Raw genomic sequence first — 4,026 nt, 5'->3', positions numbered from 1 at the left:
CCTCAGTTGAAATAGTCTAGCTATAGGTGAAAAAACTAATCCACAGCGTCTTATGTTAAGTATAGTAAAATTATTAAGAAAGGAAAAGTATAATGAATTTTTACTACATGTTCATTATACAAGGTGAGGTTATGGATAGAATAAATTGGGCAATACTAGGACCAGGAACAATTGCGGCAGATTTTGCTAAAGCTATAATGGAGGTTAATGGCAATGTATATGCAGTTGGTGCAAGAAATCTTGAAAAGGCACAGGCTTTTTCTGATAACTATAAGGTTGAAAAAGTTTATGGGGACTATAATGAGATGTTAAAGGACGAGGAAATTGATATAGTGTATATATCAACACCTCATTCCAATCATTATGAATATATAATAGAGAGTCTTAAAAATAATAAACACGTACTTTGTGAAAAAGCTATTACTGTAAATGCTACTCAACTAAATGAAATAGTTAAACTATCAAAAGAGAAAAATTTAATAGTATCAGAAGCTATGACCATTTATCATATGCCATTATATAAAAAATTACATAAACTTGTTGAAGATGGAAAGCTCGGAAAGATAAAAATGATTCAAGTGAATTTTGGAAGTCTTAAAGAATATGATGTAACAAATAGATTTTTTAGTTCTGATTTAGCAGGTGGAGCATTACTTGATATAGGAACATATGCATTATCTTTTACAAGATATTTTTTATCTAGTCAGCCAGAAGAAATTTTAACTACAGTTAAAAAGTTTGAAACTGGAGTAGATGAGCAATCGGGTATAATACTAAAAAACTCTGATGATGAAATGGCAGTGATTTCATTAACAATGAGAGCAAAACAACCAAAGAGAGGAATTGTATGTGGAGAATTAGGATATTTAACTGTTGGAAATTTTCCAAGAGCAGACAGTGCTACAATTACCTATCCAGATGGAAAAGTAGAAGTTATAGAAGAAGGTGATACTTCAAAAGCATTAATTTATGAAGTTGAAGATATGAATAATTGTATTATGAAGAAAATTAATAATGATACCTTAGGCTTATCTGTTGATGTAATGAAAATAATGGATGAAGTTAGAAAGCAATGGGGGTTAAAATATTCTTTTGAATAGATGGTAATTAATGTTGTTAAGGAAATTATAAATATAAATTATAAATATTCCTTGAAAGTTTTTTAAAATTAATTGTCATATGAGTATTTTAACTAAATGGAAATACAATACGTTTAGTATTATTAGAAATTGCAAATGAAAGAAATGGTACAACAATTTCTATAACAAATCATGAAAATTCTCCAGTAGCAAATCAAAACAAGTATCATATAAATACGGCTACAAGAGAAAAATTATTCTTAAATTAATTTAGTTACTCAAGAGTATATGATATAGTTGTTATAGAGATATTATATTTGCTTTTAACTAGAGATAAAAAATATTTTTATAATTTGATTAGTCAGCATGAGCAATCTATTGCAGATGATAAAATTTAAATTAATTATGTTAAAAACATTTAAGAGATTAGAAGTTAATATATATTGTACACATAATCTACACAAAAAAATATATATAGAAGCACAATTTAATAGAAGAAGTTAAATTGAAAATAATATGTGTTAGCATATTTTAACTTAATATTTTATAATAATATAAAGAGGAGAGGATGAGAAAAATGAAAAAAATAGATATAGGGAAAAGTGGAATTTATGCTTCAGAACTTGGACTTGGATGCATGAGAATTGCAGGAATTGAAAAGAGTGAGGCAGAAAAGATAATAAAAATTTCATTAGAAGAAGGAATTAATTTTTTTGATCATGCAGATATATACGGTGGTGGAAAATCAGAAGAGGTTTTTGCAGATGCTATTAATATGAATTCAACTATAAGAGAAAAAATGATAATTCAAACAAAGTGTGCTATAGTTCCAGGGATAATGTATGATTTTTCAAAAGAACATATTTTAAATTCAGTAGACAAAAGTTTAAAAAGGTTAAAAACAGATTATGTAGATACATTACTTTTACATCGCCCAGATACACTTATGGAACCAGAAGAAGTTGCAGAAGCATTTTCTCAATTATATAGTGAGGGAAAGGTTAAAAAGTTTGGGGTAAGTAATCATACTCCAGTGCAAATTGAATTATTAAATAAATATTTAGATAATAAAATAATTATTAATCAGCTCCAATTTAGTATAATGCATACAGGCATGATAGATTCAGGATTAAATATGAATATAAAAAATGATTCATCAATAGATAGAGATGGTGGAGTATTAGAATACTGTCGACTTAAAGATATCACTATTCAAGCTTGGTCTCCTTATCAATATGGATTTTTTGAAGGGGTATTTTTAGATAATGATAAATTTCCAATATTAAATAATAAAATTAATGAAATTGCTGAGAAAAAAGGTGTGACAAATACGGCAATAGCAACTGCATGGATATTACGACATCCATCGAAAATTCAAACAATAGTAGGAACAATGAATCCTAAGCGTCTTAAAGAAATATGTAAAGCTTCTGATATAGATCTTACAAGGCAAGAGTGGTATGAAATTTATTTAGCAGCAGGAAATAAGTTGCCATAATTTTCGATAAATATTTCTGTATTAGATTTTAATATTTTACCGAAATAAAATAATAAGCTATTTTAAAGTGGAAGTATTCTATTTTAAGATAGCTTATTTTTCTTTATAAATATTTAATAATAATGATCATTAAAATATGTAAGTAACTTAGCTAAGCAAATAAACGTTCAAAAGGGGGAACTAGTAAGGTGGAACCAGTTACTGTCGTAAAATTTTCACAAAAAACTGAAAATATATATAGCAATATAGTTAAAAAAAGAAGAATTTATAGAGATTTTTGAACTTTTATTATAAGAAAATTTATAACTACACCTATTATAGAGTTAATTCACAAGAAATATATTCGAAAAAATTATGATGAAATTTAATAATTATAAAAATCAAAAAGCTAAGTTTGAGGTTTGGAGGTTTACTATTGCTAGAAATACCATAAATGATTATTTCACAAAACAAAAAAGCATAGAATCATATCAATAAACAGCATTGTTGATTTAGTATCAAAAGATAAAGGCCCAGAAGAATTAATCATTAATAAGGAACAAAGTAATAGATTATTAAATGCTTTAAATATTTTAGATCCTATAAGAGCGAAATATTATTGCATATAAATTTGTGGCAAATTTAAAGAATATAGAAATAGCTAAAGTTTTAAATATTAGCGAAAGTAATGTAGGGGTAAAACTCCACCGAATTATGAAGAGATTAAAAAGGAATGAAGAATGATAAATATAAAGAAAATTGTATCAACACTAGCTTCACAAACAACCTTTGCCCAAGAGGTAGTAGAAAAAATATTAGTAAAGATGAAGCTATTAAAATTGCTCAGTAAATTAAATAAGAAGAAAATAATATTTGATTTATAATCAAAACGTTAATTAAGGATGTTAACCGAGTTTAAAAATTGAAGGCTGAATTGGAATAATTTATTTTAATCTAGTCTTTAAATATTTGTAGAAATGTTAATTTTTATTTATAGGAAACTGTCACAAATGTGATTATTTTAAGATAATATGAAAATAACTTTGGTAACTACTCCTAGTGTGTCAATAATATAATAATGAAGAAAAACAGAGAATAAGAAAGAAATATTAATGTAAACTTAAAATATGATTAAAATTGTAATAATCAACATAAGTTTATATGTTAAGATAAAACACGTCGCTAAGACATGTAAACAACTTAAGAGAATCTGAGAAAAACCTTTCGAAAAAAGAGTTTGAAAGATTAAAAAAAGTTGTTGACAATATCTAAATCAAGTGATAAACTAAGTAGGTCGCTTGAGGGTGACAGCAAAAAACAAAAAGTTACAACGAAAGTTGTGGAAGAAAATGGTCTTTGAAAATTGAACAGAATATATAAGTACATTTAAGTAAACCAGCAATTTTTATTTGAGTAAGCTAAGATTAAACTTTTAATTGAGAGTTTGATCCTGGCTCAGGACGAACGCTG

Annotated in this window: 4 protein-coding genes; all 4 read left to right on the top strand. The window is 26.5% G+C overall.

The window, feature by feature from the left end; all coding sequences use genetic code 11:
• Positions 1-131: 131 nt before the first annotated feature.
• The 4 genes from CLPUN_RS05115 (at position 132) to CLPUN_RS28530 (ending at position 3,300) form a co-directional block, all read left to right on the top strand.
• Positions 132-1,100 (top strand): Gfo/Idh/MocA family protein, encoded by a 969-nt coding sequence (locus tag CLPUN_RS05115; RefSeq protein WP_077846253.1) that lies wholly within the window; start codon positions 132-134, stop codon positions 1,098-1,100.
• Positions 1,101-1,207: 107 nt separating this feature from the next.
• Entirely contained in the window at positions 1,208-1,348 is a 141-nt protein-coding gene (locus CLPUN_RS28540; protein ID WP_341424179.1) for an SIS domain-containing protein, read from the top strand.
• Positions 1,349-1,656: 308 nt separating this feature from the next.
• Positions 1,657-2,577 (top strand): aldo/keto reductase, encoded by a 921-nt coding sequence (locus CLPUN_RS05105; protein ID WP_077846254.1) that lies wholly within the window; start codon positions 1,657-1,659, stop codon positions 2,575-2,577.
• A gap of 612 nt (positions 2,578-3,189) precedes the next feature.
• A complete protein-coding gene (locus tag CLPUN_RS28530; RefSeq protein ID WP_242954048.1) occupies positions 3,190-3,300 on the top strand; it encodes a sigma factor-like helix-turn-helix DNA-binding protein in 111 nt (36 codons plus the stop codon).
• The last annotated feature ends 726 nt before the right edge of the window (positions 3,301-4,026 follow it).

This window comes from Clostridium puniceum, assembly GCF_002006345.1.
In the GTDB taxonomy this organism is placed as follows: domain Bacteria; phylum Bacillota; class Clostridia; order Clostridiales; family Clostridiaceae; genus Clostridium; species Clostridium puniceum.
Note: the sequence above shows the minus strand (reverse complement) of the source record. Positions and strands in the feature narration are given on the sequence as shown.

Excerpts from the sequence above, each read along its gene's own strand:
- CLPUN_RS05115 (WP_077846253.1), top strand. The coding sequence starts at position 132 with ATGGATAGAATAAATTGGGCAATACTAGGACCAGGAACAATTGCGGCA.
- CLPUN_RS05105 (WP_077846254.1), top strand. The coding sequence starts at position 1,657 with ATGAAAAAAATAGATATAGGGAAAAGTGGAATTTATGCTTCAGAACTT.